The organism is Amycolatopsis sp. NPDC049688, from assembly GCF_040674975.1.
Classification (GTDB): domain Bacteria; phylum Actinomycetota; class Actinomycetes; order Mycobacteriales; family Pseudonocardiaceae; genus Amycolatopsis.
In genome coordinates this window covers 79,371-96,628 of sequence record NZ_JBFANY010000007.1, presented here as the reverse complement: position 1 = coordinate 96,628, position 17,258 = coordinate 79,371, and the positions used below count along the sequence as shown (strand labels likewise).

The following is a 17,258-nucleotide window of genomic DNA, read 5'->3' as shown; positions in this document are numbered from 1 at the left end:
CGAGTACACCATACCGTCGGTACGTCAGATGTCCAGTCTGATGTGAATATGTTTCACGTATTGGGCGGGTTGAGCGGCGGCAGCTGGTAGTTCGGCTCGGTCGGCGACGCGGGTTCCTGGTGCGACGGGTGCGGCTGGGCCTGCGTCACGCCGCCGTAGGGGTCGTCGAGCCGCGATGCCACCCCGCCGGGCGCCGGGACGTCACCGGACTGCGCGGGGAAGGGGTGGCCCGGGGCGGCCCCGGCCTGCGGCTGCGCGGGGAACGGCTGGGACGTGGGGCCGCCCGGCGGTTGCGCCGGGAACGGCTGAGACGACGGCCCGCCGGCCCCCTGCGCCGGGTACGGCTGCGATGCGGGCCCGCCCGGCGGCTGCGCCCCGAACGGCTGCGCCCCGCCGTACCCGGCCGGCGAGTACCCGCCGGGTCCCGGTTGCTGCGGGTACGGCCCTTGCTGCTGCGGGTACGGCCGCGCCTGCTGCTGGTACGGCCCCGGCGGCGGCCCGCCCGGGACGGCGGCGGGCGCCCGGCGCCCGGCCAGCACCGCGAACACCAGCGTGACCAGCGCGACGACCCCGCCGCCGAGCAGTATCCAGAAGCCCGTCCCGGTCGCGTAGTGCGACTTGATCGTCCCTTCCTCGGTCTCGTAGGTCAGCGTCGCCGAGACGTCCATGCCGAGCATCCACACCGCCGCGGCCACCCCGGCGGCGCCCGCCACCAGGGCCGTCCGCGCGCCCGAGCGCAGCCCGGGGCCCGCCGAGCGGCGTGCGCCGGCGAACGCCAGCCCGGCGCCGGCCAGCAGCACCACCGCGCCGGCGGTGAGCGGGATGCCGTACCGCGCCACGTGGGTCTGGTCGTAGAACTTCTTGGCCTCGCCGGTGGGCTCGACGGCGAACGAGCGCGACCAGGCGCTGACCGTCTGGTCGCTTTCGGTCTTGCCGTCCACGACCTGCTCGAACGACGTCTGCGGCAGGAACGACCCGGCGATCACCAGCAGTGCGGCGAGGACGCCGAGGATCCCGGCGAGCAGCCGGAAGAAGGCCCCGGGGTCGGCCGGCGGCGCGGGAGCCTGGGCGGGCGGCGGGCCGTAGGAGTACGGGTACGGGGCGGCGGTCATCGGAACTCCCCTCGTTCGCCAGGATTGGACCACGAAATCCGCCTGCGGGATAAGGGGCAAAGCAGCGTTGTGGTCAGCTCGGCGCAGTGGTGGCGTCCTGGTAGAGCAGGACCGCGATGCGCTTCCACTCCTCCAGCAGCTGGCGGCGCCGGGCCGGGTCGCCGCCGAGTTCGGCGTCCAGCGCGAGCCCGCGGGTGAGGTTGACGGTGAGCCAGAACAGCATCTCCGCGCGTTCGGGCGGGAGTTCGCCGGCGACCTGGGTGACGTGTTCCAGGGTGGCCCGGCCGAGCGCGCGGTCGACCGGGCGGATGGCGGCGCGCAGCTCGGGGTCGGTGCGGGCGGCGACCCACAGCTCGGTGACGGCGGTCGAAAGGGTGCCTGAGTAGCCGGCCCACAGCAGGTCGATCGCCGCGGCGACACCGGTTCCGCCGCCGGGCAGGTCGTCGAGCGAGGCCGCGAGCTGGCGGCGCAGCTTCGTCGTCAGGTGCTCGACCGCGGCCGCCATCAGCTCGGCCTTCGCGGTGAAGTGGTGCTGCACCGCACCCTTCGACACGCCCGCGCGGGCACAGATCTCCTGCACCGACGTGCGGGCGTACCCGACCTCGACCAGGCAGTCGATGGTGGCGTCCAGCAGCGCCGTGCGGGTCTGCTCGCGCCGCTGGGCCTGGGTCCGGTGCGCCGTCTCGGTCACCGCGGCCTCCCTGCTTTACCTACCGGACGGAATGGATGTACATTCCGACCAGAACTTACATGCTGATCGTCATGTTTTCCAGCAGGAGGGTCCCGTGCCACTGCAACTGCCGAAGAGCTCGTGGAGCACGACCGAGCTCGATGACCTCCGTGAGCTCGCGCGGTCGTTCCTGCAGAAGGAAGCCGTCCCGCACCAGGAGCGCTGGGCGGCACAGAAGAAGGTCGACCGCGAGCTGTGGAACAAGGCGGGCGACGTCGGCCTGCTCTGCCTGTCCATCCCCGAGGAGTACGGCGGGGGCGGCGGCACCTTCGCCCACGAAGCCGTGCTCTACGAAGAGCAGTCGCGGGCCGGGGACGGTGCCTGGGGTGTCACCGTCCACAATGGAATCGTCGCGCACTACCTGCTCGCCTACGCCTCCGAAGAGAAGAAGCGCGAGTGGCTGCCGAAGCTGGCCAGCGGCGAGCTGGTCGGCGCGATCGCGATGACCGAGCCCGGCACCGGCTCCGACCTGCAGGGCATCAAGACGCGCGCGGTCCGCGACGGCGACCACTACGTGATCAACGGCGCCAAGACCTTCATCACCAACGGCCTGCACGCCGGCCTGGTCGTCGTCGCGGTGAAGACCGACCCGGACGCGGGCGCGCAGGGTGTCTCGCTGATCGTGGTCGAGACGGACACGCCGGGCTTCCGCCGCGGCCGCGTGCTCGACAAGGTCGGGCTCAAGGGCCAGGACACCGCCGAGCTGTTCTTCGACGACGTCCGCGTGCCGGCCGCCAACCTGCTGGGCGACGCCGAAGGCCAGGGCTTCATCCAGCTCATGCTGCAGCTGCCGCAGGAACGGCTGATCATCGCCGTCACCGCGGTGGCCGGGCTGGAGGCGGCGGTCGACCTCACGCTGGAGTACACCAAGGAGCGCACGGCGTTCGGACGGCCGATCTTCTCCTTCCAGAACACCAAGTTCAAGCTCGCGGAGGCGGCGACCGAGGCCGCGGTGGCGCGGGCGTTCCTCGACCAGTGCATCGAACGCCACCTCAAGGGCGAGCTCGACGTCCAGGGCGCGGCGATGGCGAAGCTGTGGACCACCGAGCGCGTCAACAAGGTCATCGACGACTGCGTGCAGCTCTTCGGCGGCTACGGCTACATGACCGAGTACCCCATCGCGCGCGCCTGGGCCGACGTCCGCATCTCCCGGATCTTCGGCGGCACCAGCGAAATCATGAAGGAAATCATCTCCCGCTCGCTCTGAAAGGCCCGACTATGAAGGCAGGTCCGCTCAGCGGCCTGAAGGTGGTGGAGCTCGCGGGTCTCGCCCCCGGGCCGTTCGCCACGATGATCCTCGCCGACCTCGGTGCCGACGTCGTCCGCGTCGACCGCGCGCAGCCGGGGGAGGACGTGCTCGGCATCGGGACCGACCCGCTCGCCCGCGGCCGCCGCTCGGTCGGCATCAACACCAAGACGCCCGAAGGCGTCGAACTGGTGCTGAAGCTCTGCGACACGGCCGACGTCCTCATCGAGGGATTCCGGCCCGGGGTCGCCGAGCGGATCGGCCTCGGCCCCGACGTCGTGCACGCCCGCAACCCGCGGCTGGTCTACGGCCGGATGACCGGCTGGGGCCAGGACGGCCCGCTGGCCACGGCGGCCGGGCACGACATCAACTACATCGGCCTCGCCGGTGCCCTCGAACCGATCGGCCGCGCGGGCGAGCGGCCGGTGCCGCCGCTCAACCTCGTCGGCGACTTCGGCGGCGGCGGGCTCCTGCTGGCCATGGGCGTCCTGGCCGCGCTGTACGAACGGAACACTTCGGGCCGCGGCCAGGTCGTCGACGCCTCGATGGTCGACGGCGCCGCCCTGCTGACCACGAGCCTGCACGGCATCAAGGCGGCCGGTCTCTGGTCGGAGGAACGCGGCGAGAACATGCTCGACGGCGGCGCCCCGTTCTACGACACCTACGAAACGGCGGACGGCAAGTACGTCGCCGTCGGCGCGATCGAGATGCGGTTCTGGGGCGACCTGGTCAAGGTCCTGGAGCTGGATCCGGCGGAGCTGCCGCTGCACATCGACAAGACGCAGTGGCCGAAGCTGCGCGAGATCGTGGCGGGGGCGATCGCCAAGCACACCCGCGACGAGCTCGTGGCCCGCGCGGAGGGCACCGACGCGTGCCTGACGCCGGTGCTCTCGCCCACCGAAGCCGCCTCCCACCCGCACAACGCGGCGCGCGGCACGTTCGTCGAGATCGGCGGGATGGTGCAGCCGGCCCCGGCGCCACGGTTCGACCGGACGCCGCCCGCGACGCCGGAAGCCCCGCGGGCCAAGGGATCCGACACCGAAGCCGTGCTCGCCGAACTGGGCGTCACGGACCTCGCGGCGCTGCGCGAAGCCGGGGTGATCGCCTAGTTCTTCGCGAGGTCGGAGCGCACGACCGAGTAGAGGACGTGGTCACGCCACTCGCCGTCCCGGAAGTCGTAGCCGCGGAGGACGCCTTCGCGGGTGAAGCCGGCCTTCTCGAGCGAGCGTTGTTCGGCGCGGTTGCCGATCTCGGTCGTCGCTTCGACGCGGTTCAGCTGCGTGTGCGCGAACAGGTAGCCGACGAGCAGGCGCTGGGCCTCGGTGCCGTAGCCGTGGCCGCGGGCTTCCGGGGCCAGCACCAGGCCCATGTTCCAGCAGTAGGACGCCGGCCCGGTGCGGGTCCGGTGCCAGGAGACGAGGCCGAGCACGCGGCCGCCGAGCGTCGGCACGAGCATGCCGGTCTCGGCGGTCAGCATCCCGGTCTCGTGCCACCGGCGGCGCAGGTAACCGGGGTCGTGCCAGCCGAACCACTGGTGCTCGCCGGTGGCGACGGGATCGTTGGTCAGCCGTTCGAGGAGCTCGAGGTCGGCCTCGGCCACCGGCCGCAGCTCCACTCCGGAAGCTTCGTCGTCCATCCGGGAACCTTATCGGCCGCTTGACCGGAACCGGCCCGGTGCCGCGGCGGATCGCTCGCTCGAGGCATGCCCGGTCACCGAGCGGGTACACCCCCGCGATCGGGGGCAGCCACCCTCCGGGCGCCGATGAGGTGTCTTCCGGGGCCGCCTTCCCTAGAGTGTCGGTGTGGCCACTCCCAGGACGGGGACGGCGAGCCGGGGAGGAAGCGCATGTCGGGCGGCGTGAAGAAGATCCTCATCGTGGGCGTGGTGGCGCTCGTCCTCTTCTTCCTGATCACCCAGCCCACCCAGTCCGCCGACTTCGTGCACCGGGTGCTCGGCTGGCTCAAGGACGGCGCCGAAGCGATCGTCACCTTCTTCCGGACGCTGTTCTCCTGACCTCGTGCTTCTGCGTACCGGTACCGCCACGGGGGGTGCCGGTGGCTACCGTGCGTGTTAGCGGACGGTAAATCACCGAGCGTCACCAATCTCGGATTTCGGACTCCGGCACTCGACCATCCGGGTGGATTGCGGTCGAAAACGCGCAGGTCGTCGAATTCGTGGCATCCGGGGTCTGGCGAAGGGGACCACCCCGGCCCTACGGTGCTCACATTGCGTGATCGGGTGGTTCGCCACCCCCTCGGAGAACCCCGGTACGCAGGCAGTTTCCACTCAGCAAGGTGCAGGTTGGTGCGTGCGGCACCACCGCGTGGGACAGGCGTCAGGACCTGTCCGTCGGGGACCTACCAAGGAGGCAGGGATGACCGGAGATCCCGGAGTGGACGCGTTGATCCGGCAGTGGGCCGCCGAGCGCGAGCAGACCCCGGAGGAGCAGGAGGTCGACCGGATCGCGTCCGCGTGGCTGGCCGACGCACCCGCGCAGGCCCCGGGCATTCCCGGCCAGCGCGCCCGGACCGGGCAGTCCCGGTTCGTCCCCGTCGAGTCGGCCGACCCCGGCTACCTCGAGGCCATGCGCCGCCGGCTGCCGGAGGTGCCCGAAGAACTCCTCACCGCCGCCGCGGGCTGGTGGCAGATGGTCGGCGGCGTCGCCGAGGCCGAGGAGTGGTGGGACGCCGGCATCAGCCCGCTCGACCAGCGGGCCCTCGACTACCGGGCGGCCGGGCTGGCGCCCTCGGACCTGAGCCGCCGGCTCGGGCCGATGACCGTTCTGCAGCACCTCCGCCGCGGCAGCGCCCCGGCCTGGTGCGTCGCGCGGCTCGCGCGGCAGCAGAAATCCGCCTGAACGAGACGGTTTTCCACTCGGCCGGGTGACCCGGTGAGGTGAGACGATCGGGACGGCCCGCGTAACGCTAACCTGCGCGGGCTCGTTGACACTTCGTCGACACCACGCTGGAGGACCGGAGTTTCGTGCGCACCAGGACCGGAAAGACCGAGGACGACCCGATCGGCGCCGACGCCGAGGAAGCCGCCCCCGCCGCACCGGCACCGGCGCCGCGCTCCGGGGGCGTGGCCGTGCTCACCCGGCTGATCGTGGTGCTCGCCGTGCTGGCCGTGGCCGGCGGCGGGATCTGGCTCGTCACCCGCGCCGCGACGCCGGAAGCGAGCCCGACGACCACCGAAATCCCCGCCCTGCAGGTCAAGGCGGCCGACGTCCGCCCGGGCTCGGTCGTCCCGGCCGGTGGCGCGGTGGCGGGCGGGGCCGAGCAGCAGACCTCGCCGCAGCAGGTTCGCCCGAGCAGCACGGGCCCGGCGACGCTGACGCAGTGGGCGAGCCAGGTCGCCGCGGCCACCGGCGTCCCGGCGCGGGCGCTGCAGGCGTACGGCAACGCCGAGCTGGCGATGCGCGCGGACCAGCCGTCCTGCAAGATCTCGTGGGCGACGCTGGCGGGCATCGGCCGCATCGAGTCCAACCACGGCCAGTACGCGGGCGCGGTCCTCGGCGCGGACGGCCGCCCGTCCAAGCCGATCATCGGCGTCCCGCTCGACGGCTCGGCGGGCGTCCAGGCGATCGGCGACACCGACGGCGGCCGCTACGACGGCGACGCGGGGGTCGACCGCGCGGTGGGCCCGATGCAGTTCATCCCGGGCACCTGGCGCAAGTGGGCTTCCGACGGCAACGGCGACGGCCTCGGCGACCCGCAGCAGATCGACGACGCGGCACTGGCGGCGGCCCGGTACCTGTGCGCGGGCGGGCGCGACATGGCCAGCCCGGGCGGATGGTGGGCGGGGATCCTGTCGTACAACAACTCGACGGAGTACGCGCAGAAGGTGTTCGGCTTGGCCGACGGGTACGCGAAGGCGGCGCAGGCGGCGCGCAAGCAGGGCTGAGAGCCGGGCCACCTCGCCCGCGGTCGGCCGTCACCTCTCAGGTGCCCAGTGCTAGCGTCGGAGCGTGCCAGCCTCCCCGTCACCGGCCACATCCCCTTGGGGACGGCGGATCGCGATCGTCGCGACCTGCCTGGTGAGCCTGCTCGTCTGCTGCGGGCTCGCCTGGTGGCAGTGGGACCGCTTCACCTCCGCGAACGGCACCTTCCAGAACCTCGGCTACGTCCTGCAGTGGCCGCTGTTCGGGCTCTTCCCGGCCTTCATGTTCTGGCGGATCCGCAAACTCCGCCTGAAGGCCGAAGCCGACGGCACCGCGGACGAGACGCCGAAGCCGGCCCCCGCCGCCGAGGTGCCCGCTCCGCGTCCCCGCCCGGACACGAAGGTCACGGACGAGGACGAAGAGCTGGCCGCGTACAACCGTTACCTGCGCGAGCTCAACGCCCGCGACCAGCAGGCCGCAGAGTGAGGACGACGATCCGATGACCACCAGCACCGAAGGCGCCCGGACCGCGGTGCCGCTCGCCGGCCCCCTGGTCCGGTTCCGCACCGCCGCCTACGTCACCGGCGTCGGCCTGCTCGGCCTCTGCTTCGTGATGGTGCTGCGGTACGGCTTCGACAACCCGACGCCGTCGGCCGTCTACTCGCCGATCCACGGCGTCCTCTACATGATCTACCTGGTGCTGACCATCGACCTGGCGATCAAGGCCCGCTGGTCGATCAAGGGCACCGTCCTCGTCCTGCTCGCCGGGTGCGTCCCGTTCGTCTCGTTCCTCGTCGAGCGCCGGGTGACGCACAAGGTCAAGGCCGGGCAGAAGCTGTAGTCCGGCGGAACGTCAGCGCCACCAGGACCGTGCCGGCCGCGATCACCGCGGCCGTCGCGAACGCCGACGTCATGCCGTCGACCACCAGCTGCGGCCCGGTGGTGCCCGCCGCGGCCGCCGAGCGGGTCGCCGAGCCGAACACCGTCACCAGGACGGCCAGCCCGAGCGTGCTGCCCACCTGCTGCATCGTCTGCAGCACGCCGCCCGCGGCACCCGCGTCCGCGGCCGGCACGGTGGCCATGATGATCACGTTCAGCGGCGCGAACGCCAGCCCGCCGCCCAGGCCCATCAGCAGCAGCGGCCCGAGCAGGGCCGGGAAGTACGTGCTGTCGGTGGTGAGCAGCGCGAGCCAGCCGACGCCGGCCACCATCAGCAGGGAGCCGATCAGGGCCAGCGGCTTCGGGCCGTAGCGGGGGAGCAGCCGCGGCACCAGCCGGCTCATCGTGAAGATCAGCGCAGCCATGGGCAGGAACGCGAAGCCGGTGGCCAGTGCGGCGAAGTGCCGGATGTCCTGCATGAACTGGGTCAGGAAGAAGAACATCGACATCATCGCCATCGGCGCGAGGAAGAAGTTGACGTAGGCCGCGCTGCGGTTGCGTTCGGCGAACAGCCGCAGCGGGACCAGCGGCAGCGCGGTGCGGGCTTCGAGGATCACGAACGCGGCGAGCAGCGCCACGCCGGCCGCCAGCGAGCCGAGCGTCACCGGGTTGCCCCAGCCGTCGGACGCCGCGTGGGTGAAAGCGAACACGAGCGCGCCGACGCCGAGGGTGCCGGTGACCGCGCCGGGCAGGTCCAGGTGCGCCCGGCGGCGTTCGGGCTCGGCCACGAACCGCGGGGCGAGCACGGCGATCGCCAGCCCGAACGGGACGTTGATGAACAGCGCGGCGCGCCACGAGAACCACTCGGTGAGCAGGCCGCCGACGATCAGGCCGATCGCGAAGCCGCCGCTGGACATCGCCGAGAACAGCGCCAGCGCCCGGACGCGTGCTTGCGGCTCGGTGAACGTCGTCGTGATCAGCGCCAGGGTGCTCGGGCCCGCCATGGCGGCGCCGACCCCCTGCAGGGCGCGGGCGGCGATGAGCAGCGCGGCGGAGCCGGCCAGGCCGCCGGCCAGCGAGGCGAGGGTGAACACGACGATGCCCGCGACGAACATCCGCCGCCGGCCGAACAGGTCGCCGGCCCGGCCGCCGAGCAGCAGCAGGCCGCCGAAGACCAGGCTGTAGGCCGTCATCACCCACGACAGGCCGGTGGCGGAGAACCCCAGGTCGGCCTGGATGCGCGGGAGCGCGACGTTCATCACCGTCGCGTCGAGGACGAGCATGAGCTGGCAGGTGAGGATGATCGCGAGGACCAGCCCGCCGCGCCGCGGGGCGGCGACGGGCGCGGGATCGAGCGTTTGCTGGGACAAGGGATACTCCCCCAAGGAGCACGAAGAGAAGCGGAGAGTTTCTCCACTTGGTACGGAGGCGATAATATGGAGAGCGTCTCCGGATGCGCAAGGGAATTCGGAGAATCTCTCCGGTTATGTGGGTGAGGAGGCCGGGATGCCGGATGGGGAGCGTCCGATGCGGGCGGACGCGCGGCGGAACTACGAGCGCATCGTCGCGACGGCGAGGGAGCTCTTCACCACGGGGGGCGCCGACGTGCCGCTCGACGACATCGCCAAGAAGGCGGGGGTGGGAGCCGGCACGCTCTACCGGCACTTCCCGACGCGGGAGAAGCTGTTCGAAGCGGTCTACCGCGAAGAGATCACGGTGCTGGCCGATCGCGCGTTCGTCCTGCACGACGAGCTGCCGCCGTGGGAGGCCCTGGAAACCTGGCTGGGGGAGCAGGTCACCTGGGTCGTGGAGCGGTACAAGCTGGCGATGCTGCTCAAGGAGTCGATCGACGCCGGCTCGGAGACCTTCCAGTACTGCCAGAAGCGGCTGCGCGAGGCGGTCGGGGTGCTCGTCGAGGGAGCCGCGGGGCTGATCCGGCCGGACGTCTCGGGGCCCGACGTGCTCCGGCTCGGGCACGGGGCGGGGATGGCGGTGCGCAACTGCACCCCCGAGGAGGGAAAGCGGGTGCTGGACGTGATCCTGGACGGCCTGCGCGCGTGACGCAGGCCGCCGGCGCGGCTCAGCTCCCGATGCCGGTCATCGACCGGACCTCCATCTCGGCCTGCTTCTCCGGGTCCGCCTTCGGCCGGCCCACCAGCGTGCCGGCGAAGCCGCACAGGAACGAGAACGGGATCGAGACCAGGCCCGGGTTCTTCAGCGGGAACCAGGCGAAGTCGACGCCCTTGAAGATCGCGTCCGGGGCGCCCGAGACGACCGGCGAGAACAGCACGAGCAGCAGGCACGCGATCAGGCCGCCGTAGATGCCCCAGAGCGTGCCGGTGGTGTTGAACCGCTTCCAGAACAACGAATACAGCAGCGTCGACAGGTTCGCCGACGCCGCCACCGCGAACGCCAGAGCCACCAGGAACGCGATGTTCTGCCCGTTCGCGAGCACGCCGCCCGCGATGGCCAGCACCCCGACCGCGATCGCGGTCAGCCGGGCCACCCGGACCTCGTCCGCCGGTTCGGCCTTGCCCTGCTTGAAGATGTTGGCGTAGACGTCGTGGGCGAACGAGGCCGACGCGGTGATCGTCAGCCCGGCCACCACCGCGAGGATGGTCGCGAACGCCACCGCGGCGATGACGCCCAGCAGCAGCGTCCCGCCCACGTGCAGGGCCAGCAGCGGCGCCGCGGAGTTCTCGCCGCCCGGCGCGCTCTTGATCTCGTCCGCGCCGACCAGCGCGGCCGCGCCGAAGCCGATCACCAGCGTGCACAGGTAGAACACGAACATGCACGCCGTCGCCCAGACGACGCTTCGCCGCGCCTCGCGGGAGTTGGGCACGGTGTAGAAGCGCATCAGCACGTGCGGCAGCGCCGCCGCGCCGAGCACCAGCGCCAGTGACAGCGACACGAAGTCGAGCTTGGTCGTGTCGTTCTTGCCGTAGGAGCCGCCCGGTTCGAGCAACTTGTCGCCGAGCGGGCTGTTCTGCGCCGCGGAGGAGAGCAGGTTCGAGAAGGAGAACCCGAACTTGCCGAACAGGAACACCGTCAGCAGCGCGCCGCACAGCAGCAGGATGGTCGCCTTGATGATCTGCACCCACGTGGTGCCCTTCATCCCGCCGACCAGCACGTACAGCACCATGACCAGCCCGACGACCCCGATCACCAGCGCCTGGCCGAGCTTCGAGTGGACGTTCAGCAGCAGCGCGACCAGGCCGCCGGCGCCCGCCATCTGCGCCAGCATGTAGAAGAAGGAGACGACCAGCGTCGACGTCGCCGCGGCCGCGCGGACCGGGCGCTGCTTCATCCGGAAGCTCAGCACGTCGCCCATCGTGAACCGGCCGGTGTTGCGCAGCAGCTCGGCGATCAGCAGCAGGTCGACCAGCCAGGCGACGAGGAAGCCGATCGAATAGAGGAACCCGTCGTACCCGTGGATCGCGATGGCGCCGGCGATGCCGAGGAAGGACGCGGCCGACAGGAAGTCACCGGAGAGGGCGATGCCGTTCTGGCGGCCGGTGAACGCGCTGCCCGCGGCGTAGTAGTCCGCCGTCGACGAGTTCCGGGCGCCGGCCCGGTAGACGACGTACAGCGTGATCGCGACGAACAGGGCGAACACGGCCGTGTTCACGATCGGGTCGCTGGCGGGTACGCCCGCGGCGAGGGCGGTCACCGGCGTGGTCCGTCCGGCAGGCCCGCGCGGGCGCGCAGCTCGGCGACGCGCGGGTCGAGCCGGCGGCGCGCGTAGCGCAGGTAGAGCCAGGTGACCAGCGCGGTGCTGGCGAACTGGCCGATGCCCAGCACGATGCCGACGTTGACCTGGCCGACCACCTTGCGGCTCATGAAGTCGTGCGCGTAGGCGGCCAGCAGCACGTACGTCATGTACCAGGCGAAGAAGGCGAAGCTCATCGGGAAGACGAAGCCGCGGAACCGGCGGCGCAGCGAGACGAACTCGGGGCTGGCCTGGATCGCGGGGTAGTCGGGGCCGGTGCGGGCGGTGGCCCGGTGGGGCGGGGCGCCGGCCGGCCCGTCGCCGGTGAACAGGACCGGCAGCACGCCGGTCTCCTCGAGGGCGTTGCCCGGCGAGGGCCGTGCTACGTCGTACATGGTGCCTCCGGCAGGGCCTCCGTGGCGGCGGGAGCCGGGCGCTGTGTGTGTGCGGCACCGGACCGCCCTTGCGGACTGCGAGGGCACATCGTAACTACGCCGTCCGGCCGAGGCCGAAGGTGGCCGGACCGGCCGGTCGGTCGGTGCGGGAGGGTATTCGTTTTCCTGTCGAACCCGTCGAATGCGCGAGCGGCGGCAAGGGCGAAGGGAGCGTGTCCGCAATGGCGAAAAGAATTGTGACGCCAAGTTGTTGGCGGCACTATTCGCTACGACGAACGGGTTAACGAAGGGCAAGCCCTCGGTAAGGTGATTACACAATGTAGCCGAAAGCGGGGCGAGGTGAACCCGTCGGTGATCCCGGACGGGCGGGTGAGCGCCGAAGATCCACTGGTCAGCGTGGTGTTCCGTCAGAAATCACCAGGTCGTGGCGCTGGGGGACGCAACGCCACAACATCGGGCACACCTTGAGACTTGACCCACCCGTTGGTGGTACGGAGTGTAGATCGTCCGAGGGATGCTGCTACCCTGTCTGGGCTAATCGGGTGACCACCGGATGCCTCTGGCCCCCGCGTCCGGTAACCGGAATTCCCTCTTCGGGGGCGGCGAGGGGGAATGGTGGGGCCCGAGTCGGGTCGCGAAAGCACTTTTCGCAGGTCAGCGGCCGAGTGGAGAAGAAAATTGACCGGCGGGGCGTCGGGGGTACGATTCTTTGGCCCAGCTGACCGCAGCGATCGATTGGCACCGATAAAGTTGATCTCGATCACCGTGCACAACGCAACTTGCGACATGCACGTGCAGAGTCCCGGGCACGGGGCGGCGGGACGGTGCCTGCCCGGTGACGGGCGCGCGGACGGCGGGGCTGCCGGGGACGAGCGAGGGCGCCGGGGAAGCGGCAGGGCGGGGGCGGCACGGCCGTCCGGCGGCCCGCCGCGAGCCGGGGCGCCGCGCCGCCGACGCGGATCCATGACGCCGGACAGGGAGTCACTCACGTGACCGTTGCAGGAGAAGGTCAGGTGCCCGTCGGGGAACTGCTCGGCCGAGCACCCCGGCGGTCGAAGGGGAAGGCCGTGTGGCGCGCGCTCGTGCAGTGGCGCGACTGGAGCCTGCCCGTCAAGCTTTCGGCCGTCACGGTCGTGCCCATCGTGCTCGCGCTGGTGCTGGGCATCACGACGATCGCCGCGCAGGTCGGCCGCTCGGGCGAGTACCAGCGGCTCGACCGGCTCGTCGCGCTCGGCGGCGGGGTGCGCGCGCTCACCGGCGCGCTGCAGGAGGAGCGCACGGTCACCTCGGCCATGCTGACCGCGGGCACCGTCGGCGGCACCCCCGAGCTGGCCGCGGCGCGCAAGGCGACGGACGCCGCGATCGGCCCGTTCACCGCGGAGCAGGCCCGCGCCGCCGAAGCCGAGCCCGGCGTGTCCGGCGCCGCGGGCGCGGCCACGGCGCAGGTCGGCAACCTCGGCTTCCTCCGCCGCCAGGTCGACGGCGGCCAGCTCGACCCCGCCCAGGCCATCTCGGCGTACGCCGCCCTCACCGGCTCCCTGATCAGCCTCGACACCGCGGTCACCGCGGGCGCCGGCGACGGCACCCTCGGCGGCACACCCGCCGGCCTGCACGAGCTGCTGGTCGCCGGCGAGCAGGTGTCGCTGAGCCAGGCGCTGGTCTCCTACGGCATCGGCCGCGCGGCGCTGACGCCGAGCGAGCTCGCCACGCTGCGCGCCGCCGAGCTGCGGCTCGCCGACCGGCTGGTCGACTTCCGCTCCGCGGCGGGCGACACGCTGCAGCGCGATTTCGCGGCGATCGCGGAAGGCACGCAGGCGCAGAGCCGGGCCCGGATGGTCGAGACGGTGCTGAACGCGCCGGCCGGCGGGGTGGACGACGCCTTCCGCGCGCTGCCGGCCCAGGACTGGACGGCCGCCTCGGCGGCGATGCGCACGCAGATCGGCCAGGTCGCCGACCGGCTGGGCGGGGCGGCCTCGGCGACGGCCGCCCAGCTGGTCGACGAGTCCAGCAGCGGCGCCGGCCTGCTCGCGGTGCTGCTGTTCGCCGCGATGGTGCTGGCCGTCGCGGTCGTCTTCCTCATCACCCGCCAGCTGCTGCGCTCGCTGAAGGTGCTGCGCCGCAGTGCCCTCGACGTCGCCGAGACCGCGCTGCCGGAGGCGGTCCGCAACATCCAGGAGGGCCGCGCGCAGGGCACCGACGTCCGGCCGGTTCCGGTGCACACCGACGACGAGGTCGGCGAGGTGGCGCGGGCCTTCGACAAGGTGCACCACCAGGCGCTGCGGCTGGCGACCGAGCAGGCCGCGATGCGCACCGGCTACGGCAGCGTCTTCGTGAACCTGTCGCGGCGCAGCCAGAGCCTGGTGCAGCGGCAGCTGCAGCTGATCGAGCAGCTCGAGCGGGACGAGGAGGACGCCGACCAGCTGGCGACGCTGTTCCAGCTCGACCACCTCGCCACCCGGATGCGGCGCAACAACGAGAACCTGATGGTGCTCTCGGGCGCCGAGCCGGGCCGCCGGTCCGGGAAGCCGGTCGGCACCACCGACATGCTCCGCGCCGCGGTGTCCGAGATCGAGCAGTACCAGCGGGTCCAGGTGCAGCCGCCGCCCCCGGCCCGGATCGTCGGCTACGCCGCCAGCGACCTGATGCGCCTGGTCGCCGAGCTGCTGGACAACGCCACGGCGTTCTCCGCGCCGGAGACCACGGTGACCGTGGCGTCGCGGCTGGGCGAGGACGGCTCCCTCCACATCGACATCCTCGACAAGGGCATCGGGATGAACGAGTGCGAGGTCATCGAGGCCAACACCCGGCTGACCGAGGCCGGGTCGGTCGACCTGGTGACGTCCCGCCGGATGGGCCTGTTCGTCGTCGGCCGGCTGGCCGGCAGGCACCGGATCGGCGTGTCGCTGCACGGCGGCAAGGACATCGTCGGCGTCCGCGCCACCGTCGTGGTCCCGGCGGAACTGGTGATGCCGGTGACCGACGGCCCGGCCACCGGCCCGATCGGCGCGCTCCAGCAGCACCCGGCGAGCCCGGCGGCGGGCAACCAGCTGCCGCGCCGCCCGGTCAACGGCAGCACCCGCCCGCACCCGGTGGTGCCGCCGCAGCCGGCGATGGGGGAGGAGCGCTGGCCGTCGGCGAGCGACCTGGCCGGCCTGTCCGGCGTGCGCCCGCCGTCGGACCTGGAGATCTCCGGCACGGCGCTGTTCGCCCCGATCCCGAAGGACGAGGACGTCCCGCCGCAGCGCCCGGCCCTGCCGTCGGTGCCCGCGGTGCTCCCGCTGCCGCAGCAGCCGCCCCGCGCGGACGACCTGCCGGCGGGCAAGGACCTGTTCACGGCCAACGAGACGACGCTCAGCGACTGGTGGCAGGAGGCGACCGCGGGCCAGGAGCCGCCCCCGCCCGCCCCGGCACCGGACCGCTCGGAGACGACGCCGATCTTCGACGAGATGCTGTCGGCGTGGTTCCGCGAGGACAAGCCGCCCGCGGAGGAGGAACCGGCGGCGTCCGAGGAGACGCCCCCGGAGGAGCGCCGCAGCTGGGACTTCGCGAGCGACGAGAACTTCCGCACGGTCCAGGAGCGCACGAAGGCCGAGCCGACGGCGTTCACGGACGCGGGCCTCCCGCGCCGCCGCCGTGGCGAGCAGCTGCTCCCTGGCAGCGCCACACCGGTCCCGTCGGCCCCCCAGCTGGCCCCGGCCCGCCCGGACCTCCCGGTCCGCGACCCGGCGGACGTCCGCAGCCGGTTGAGCAACTTCCAGCAGGGCGTGGTGCGCGGCCGCCGCCAGACCCGGCAGGCCCGCCAGGCCGCGGCCCAGCGCCCGAAGCCGCTGCAGAGCGGACAGCCGGTGCAGGGACTGGGCACGGCCCAGTCGGCGGGCGCGGTGGAGCAGGTCACGCCCGCGCCGGAACCGGCCGAGACGCCGGGGCAGCCCGGGCAGCCCGCAGTGGCCCACGGCGCGCCGCAGGATCCCGGTTCGGCTCAACAGGTGGGGGTTTTCGAGGAGCAGCCCGCAGCCGCGCAGGAGGCCGAGCAGCCGGGCGGCGCGGCGGCGGAGGGTGTTGCGCCCGCTGGTTCGCAGCCGGGCGGTCGCTCGCAGCCCGGGGCGCAGGCCAACGGGCTGCCGCAGCCGGCGCTGCGGGGCGACATCTTCGCCACGGACCTGCCGCCGGAACAGCAGCCGGAACAGCAGCCGCCCACCGGCGAACAGCCGGACCAGGCCGGTTCGCGGCAAACGGTCCTGCCGCAGCGGTCCGCCACGCCCCGGCCGAACGGCCTGCCGCAGCCGTCCTCCGCCAACGGCCGGCCGAAGCTGCAGGGCGACATCTTCGCCGCCGGGCTGCAGCCGGACCAGGGCGGTGCGGAGCCGGCCGTCCTGCCGCAGCGGCCCACCGCGCCGCAGGCCAACGGCCTGCCGGCCCACCGCGAACCGCCCACCGTCTTCCACGAGTCCGGGCAGCTGCCGGTCGCCGACGGGCGGCCCGCCGGTCCGCCGTCTACGCTTCCCTCCCGGAAGCCGCCGGAGACGCCCGCGCCGCGCCGGGAAGAATCGGTGGTGGAGACCACGGCCGAGTGGAACTTCGGGACCGATGACGGCTGGCGGGCCGTGCAAGCGGTGTCCCAGTCGACGCCCTCCACTTTCACTTCGGCAGGATTGCCCCGGCGCCGTCGCGGGGAGCAGCTGCTCCCGGGCAGCGCCGGACCGTCCACCGGGGCCACGGCCCCCCGACCACAACGGGACGCACACGACGTGCGCGGCCGCCTGCGGAGTTTCCAGCAGGGCATCGAGCGCGGACGCCACCGCACCGCACAGGCGGCCGAGACCAACCACGAGACCTTGGAGGGTGAATGACCTCGCCGAGTAGCGCGCAGCCGACGCAGAACCAGTTCGGCTGGCTGGTGAACGACTTCGCGGAGCGGGTGCCCGGGGTGGCCCACGCCGTGGTCGTCTCGGCGGACGGCCTGCTGCTGACCGCGTCGAACCGGCTCCCGCTCGACCGGGCCGACCAGCTCGCCGCCGTCGCTTCCGGCCTGGTCAGCCTCACCCAGGGCGCCGCCCGCTGCTTCGAAGCCGGCGCGGTCAACGAGACCGTCGTCGAGATGGAGCTCGGCATCATGGTGCTGATGTCGATCAGCGACGGCTCCTGCCTGGCCGTGCTGGCAGCCCCCAACTGCGACATCGGCCAGGTCGCCTACGAGATGACGATGCTCGTGGACCGGGTCGGCCAGATCCTCACCCCGGAGCTGCGCGCCCAGCTCCAGGGCTCCGGTGGGTCGCTGATCGGCGAACCGGTGGGATGATGGCGCG

General features: G+C 72.4%; 16 protein-coding genes. 10 read left to right on the top strand and 6 right to left on the bottom strand.

Annotated elements, in window-relative coordinates; all coding sequences use genetic code 11:
* Positions 1-53 precede the first annotated feature (53 nt).
* On the bottom strand, positions 54-1,112 hold the full coding sequence (locus AB0J55_RS23745; RefSeq protein WP_364252225.1) for a hypothetical protein: 1,059 nt from the start codon (positions 1,110-1,112) through the stop codon (positions 54-56).
* 73 nt (positions 1,113-1,185) lie between these two features.
* Positions 1,186-1,803, bottom strand: coding sequence for a TetR/AcrR family transcriptional regulator (locus AB0J55_RS23740; protein ID WP_364252222.1), 618 nt, complete (start codon positions 1,801-1,803; stop codon positions 1,186-1,188).
* A 94-nt stretch (positions 1,804-1,897) separates the two neighbouring features.
* Here AB0J55_RS23740 and AB0J55_RS23735 point away from each other — a divergent pair, with 94 nt between their 5' ends.
* Together AB0J55_RS23735 and AB0J55_RS23730 are read left to right on the top strand one after the other, a co-directional pair.
* On the top strand, positions 1,898-3,049 hold the full coding sequence (locus AB0J55_RS23735) for an acyl-CoA dehydrogenase family protein (protein WP_364252219.1): 1,152 nt from the start codon (positions 1,898-1,900) through the stop codon (positions 3,047-3,049).
* A gap of 11 nt (positions 3,050-3,060) precedes the next feature.
* Positions 3,061-4,197: a CaiB/BaiF CoA-transferase family protein gene (locus AB0J55_RS23730; protein WP_364252217.1), complete on the top strand. Its 1,137-nt coding sequence runs from the start codon at positions 3,061-3,063 to the stop codon at positions 4,195-4,197.
* Here the strand turns inward: AB0J55_RS23730 and AB0J55_RS23725 are convergent.
* A complete protein-coding gene (locus AB0J55_RS23725) occupies positions 4,194-4,724 on the bottom strand; it encodes a GNAT family protein (RefSeq protein WP_364252215.1) in 531 nt (176 codons plus the stop codon). The genes AB0J55_RS23730 and AB0J55_RS23725 overlap by 4 nt on opposite strands.
* Before the next feature lie 210 nt (positions 4,725-4,934).
* On the opposite strand from AB0J55_RS23725, the gene AB0J55_RS23720 reads away from it, so the two are divergent.
* From AB0J55_RS23720 to AB0J55_RS23700, 5 genes are all read left to right on the top strand, one after another.
* Positions 4,935-5,102 (top strand): hypothetical protein, encoded by a 168-nt coding sequence (locus tag AB0J55_RS23720; RefSeq protein WP_004558947.1) that lies wholly within the window; start codon positions 4,935-4,937, stop codon positions 5,100-5,102.
* 361 nt (positions 5,103-5,463) lie between these two features.
* Positions 5,464-5,946 (top strand): hypothetical protein, encoded by a 483-nt coding sequence (locus AB0J55_RS23715; RefSeq protein ID WP_033261923.1) that lies wholly within the window; start codon positions 5,464-5,466, stop codon positions 5,944-5,946.
* A gap of 125 nt (positions 5,947-6,071) precedes the next feature.
* Entirely contained in the window at positions 6,072-6,992 is a 921-nt protein-coding gene (locus AB0J55_RS23710; RefSeq protein WP_364252212.1) for a lytic murein transglycosylase, read from the top strand.
* Positions 6,993-7,101: 109 nt separating this feature from the next.
* Complete coding sequence (locus AB0J55_RS23705; protein ID WP_364253066.1) at positions 7,102-7,455, top strand: hypothetical protein; 354 nt, start codon at positions 7,102-7,104, stop codon at positions 7,453-7,455.
* A gap of 13 nt (positions 7,456-7,468) precedes the next feature.
* A complete protein-coding gene (locus AB0J55_RS23700; protein ID WP_086857625.1) occupies positions 7,469-7,810 on the top strand; it encodes a DUF3817 domain-containing protein in 342 nt (113 codons plus the stop codon).
* On the opposite strand, the gene AB0J55_RS23695 is transcribed toward AB0J55_RS23700, so the two are convergent.
* Positions 7,788-9,218: an MFS transporter gene (locus AB0J55_RS23695; RefSeq protein WP_364252209.1), complete on the bottom strand. Its 1,431-nt coding sequence runs from the start codon at positions 9,216-9,218 to the stop codon at positions 7,788-7,790. The genes AB0J55_RS23700 and AB0J55_RS23695 overlap by 23 nt on opposite strands.
* 136 nt (positions 9,219-9,354) lie before the next feature.
* On the opposite strand from AB0J55_RS23695, the gene AB0J55_RS23690 reads away from it, so the two are divergent.
* Positions 9,355-9,909 (top strand): TetR/AcrR family transcriptional regulator, encoded by a 555-nt coding sequence (locus AB0J55_RS23690; protein WP_364252206.1) that lies wholly within the window; start codon positions 9,355-9,357, stop codon positions 9,907-9,909.
* Positions 9,910-9,928: 19 nt separating this feature from the next.
* Here the strand turns inward: AB0J55_RS23690 and AB0J55_RS23685 are convergent, their stop codons facing one another.
* Both AB0J55_RS23685 and AB0J55_RS23680 read right to left on the bottom strand, forming a co-directional pair.
* The gene (locus AB0J55_RS23685) at positions 9,929-11,518 is read right to left on the bottom strand and encodes a cation acetate symporter (protein WP_364252203.1); all 1,590 of its coding nucleotides are present in this window, start codon (positions 11,516-11,518) and stop codon (positions 9,929-9,931) included.
* Positions 11,515-11,952, bottom strand: a complete 438-nt coding sequence (locus AB0J55_RS23680) for a DUF485 domain-containing protein (RefSeq protein WP_364252201.1) — start codon at positions 11,950-11,952, stop codon at positions 11,515-11,517. Before AB0J55_RS23680 ends, AB0J55_RS23685 begins: the two co-directional genes overlap by 4 nt.
* A 1,013-nt stretch (positions 11,953-12,965) precedes the next feature.
* On the opposite strand from AB0J55_RS23680, the gene AB0J55_RS23675 reads away from it, so the two are divergent.
* Together AB0J55_RS23675 and AB0J55_RS23670 are read left to right on the top strand one after the other, a co-directional pair.
* A complete protein-coding gene (locus AB0J55_RS23675; RefSeq protein ID WP_364253063.1) occupies positions 12,966-16,802 on the top strand; it encodes a nitrate- and nitrite sensing domain-containing protein in 3,837 nt (1,278 codons plus the stop codon).
* Entirely contained in the window at positions 16,799-17,251 is a 453-nt protein-coding gene (locus AB0J55_RS23670; protein WP_004561253.1) for a roadblock/LC7 domain-containing protein, read from the top strand. Before AB0J55_RS23675 ends, AB0J55_RS23670 begins: the two co-directional genes overlap by 4 nt.
* Positions 17,252-17,258 lie beyond the last annotated feature (7 nt).